This window comes from Microcystis sp. M169S2, assembly GCF_020245865.1.
In the GTDB taxonomy this organism is placed as follows: domain Bacteria; phylum Cyanobacteriota; class Cyanobacteriia; order Cyanobacteriales; family Microcystaceae; genus Microcystis; species Microcystis ichthyoblabe_A.
In genome coordinates this window covers 1-2,593 of the sequence record NZ_JADBUB010000029.1, presented here as the reverse complement: position 1 = coordinate 2,593, position 2,593 = coordinate 1, and the positions used below count along the sequence as shown (strand labels likewise).

Below are 2,593 nucleotides of genomic sequence, written 5' to 3'. Positions count from 1 at the left end.
TCAACGTTATGGAGTGGAAGAATACTATCTCTATGATCCCGATTCTCATAATTTTCAAGGATGGTGGAGACAGGAAGGACTATTAAGTTCTATACCTGAGATTAAGGGATGGGTTAGTCCTCGGTTAAATATCCGATTTGAATTGAGAGAAGATGGGTTAGAAATTTATGGTTTAGATGGTCAGAAATTTCTAACTTCTATTGAGTTATCTCAAAAAGCTGAACAAGCAAGTTTACAATTAGAACAAGAGCGTCTTAAAGCTGAAGAAGCGAGTTTACAGTTAGAACAAGAGCGTCTTAAAGCTGAACGTTTAGCTGAATATATCCGTTCTCTGGGAATTGATCCCGATACTTTATAATGACATAATTGATGGGTTGTGGTAAATACTAATTAACTGGTAAACTGCCTAATTTATCGTCATTGAACCTAGTCTATGGCTATACTTAAACTATGTAATCACTAAAAAAAAACAAATCTATGAAAGCTTGGGCAAAATCTCTAGAAAAACCAGCAGTGGAATTTTCTGAAACGCAATTAACCTTATTATCGGGGAAAATTCCCGAGGGATTGCGGGGGAGTCTCTATCGCAATGGTCCGGGGAGATTAGAAAGAGGTAAGCAAAAAGTTGGTCATTGGTTTGACGGAGATGGGGCAGTTTTAGCTGTACATTTTCATGATAAGGGAGCCAGTGCCACCTATCGTTATGTTCAGACTGCTGGTTATCAGCAAGAAAGCGCCGCTAATCAATATTTATTTCCTAATTATGGCATGAATGCCCCCGGCTTCTTTTGGAATAATTGGGGAAAAGAGGTAAAAAATGCCGCTAATACCTCGGTGTTAGCTTTACCCAATAAATTATTAGCTCTCTGGGAAGGGGGTTTTCCCCATAAATTAGATTTACAATCTTTAGAAACCCTAGGTTTAGATAATTTATCTAGCTTACAAGCAAAGGAAACTTTTTCCGCTCATCCTAAAGTAGATGTGTCCAGAGGAGAGATTTTTAATTTCGGGGTGACAATCGGTGCTAAAGTTAGTTTAAATCTCTATAAGTCTGACTCCACTGGTGAAATTATCCAGAAAAACACTTTTGATTTAGATAGATTGTCTCTGCTGCATGACTTTGTTTTAGCAGGACAGTATCTCGTCTTTTTTGTCCCACCGATAAAAGCGGATAAGTTATCGATACTGTTGGGATTTAAAACTTTTAGTGATGCCATGGAGTGGCAGCCAGAATTAGGAACAAGAATACTAATTTTTGAGCGAGATTCTCTGCAATTAGTCAGTGAAAGTGTTACAGATTCATGGTTTCAATGGCACTTTGCTAATGGTTGTGTGAATGACCAAGGCAATCTTGAAATTGTTTTTGTTCGTTATGATGACTTTAAGACTAATCAATTTTTAAAAGAAGTTGCCACGGGTGAAACCGAAACCTTAGCCATCGGAAAATTGGCAAGTATTACCATTAATCCCCTATCAGCAAAGGTAATTAATCAGGAAATTCTCTCGGATTTAAGCTGTGATTTTCCCGTGGTTTCCCCGCAACTGGTGGGACAAAAATGGCAAAATACTTTTTTAGCTGTCCATCGTCCCGATAGCGATATTCGTCAGGAAATTATCGGACTTCCCGCTTGTTATAATCACTCCACAGGTAAGTTAACTATTGCCTATCTAGAAAATAACTGTTATGGTAGTGAACCGATTTTTATCTCCGATGGTTTATCTCCAGAAACGGGATGGTTAATCGTCGTGGTTTACGACGGCAATAATCATAGCAGCCAAGTAAGAATCTATGATAGTCAGCAGCTAGAAAAAGAACCCCTTTGCTGTCTGCAATTACCCAGTGTTATCCCTCCGGGGTTTCACGGTACTTGGCAAGAAAAATCAGAAAAAGGTGCAGAAGCAATCTCAACTTAGAAAAGGGGTTTCTATTTAGAAAACGGGTTTCTTCGAGAAACCCGTTTTCTGGACTTGTGAGAGAGAAGCTTTATTCGATTTCTCTACGGTTGAAGATTTAATCAATTGGTTAAATACTTTAACTGCTTAGTTCTTACGACCACCTCAAGACGGAGTTATCGAAAAAAAGTTTTCGATCTGGCTTTTATGTGTTATAATACCCACCAGAATTAGACTACTTTCCCCATAATGCCATGTTCTTTGAACTGTTGACTGTACCCATCGAAGCGATCGCAGACACATTTACATGACTAATAATATTGACCATGATCGCTTATTTAAGGAGTTAATCTCCACCTTTTTTGTCGAATTTATCGAGTTGTTTTTCCCTCAATTGATAGATTATTTAGATAGGGAATCGATTACTTTTTTAGACAAAGAAGTATTTACCGATGTCACAGAAGGAGAAAGGTATGAAAGCGATTTAGTCGCACAAGTTAAGTTTCGAGGAAAAGAATCTTTCTTTCTGATTCATGTAGAGGCGCAGGAAAGTTCCCGCAAGTGGTTTAACCGGCGAATGTTTACTTATTTTGCTCGCTTTCATGAGAAATTTGTCTTACCGATTTATCCGATTGTAATTTTTTCTTATTCAAAGCCAAAAAGAGCAGCGATTAGTCAATATGTAGTCGATTTTCCCGAT

General features: G+C 38.1%; 2 protein-coding genes and 2 pseudogenes. All 4 read left to right on the top strand.

Translation table 11 applies throughout. The features are described 5' to 3' along the window. Positions 1–358 (top strand): annotated as a pseudogene (locus IM485_RS02795) (Uma2 family endonuclease); the annotation flags it as partial. 119 nt (positions 359–477) lie between these two features. Further along, the gene (locus IM485_RS02790; RefSeq protein WP_287741121.1) at positions 478–1,914 is read left to right on the top strand and encodes a carotenoid oxygenase family protein; all 1,437 of its coding nucleotides are present in this window, start codon (positions 478–480) and stop codon (positions 1,912–1,914) included. A gap of 64 nt (positions 1,915–1,978) precedes the next feature. Then, positions 1,979–2,044: pseudogene (locus IM485_RS02785) on the top strand (DUF4351 domain-containing protein); the annotation flags it as partial. A gap of 156 nt (positions 2,045–2,200) precedes the next feature. Then, positions 2,201–2,593: Rpn family recombination-promoting nuclease/putative transposase (locus tag IM485_RS02780; protein WP_287741118.1), on the top strand; the 393-nt coding region annotated here is incomplete at its 3' end.

What these genes read in the sequence shown, in the direction of transcription:
- IM485_RS02790 (WP_287741121.1), top strand. Translation starts at nt 478, where the DNA reads ATGAAAGCTTGGGCAAAATCTCTAGAAAAACCAGCAGTGGAATTTTCT.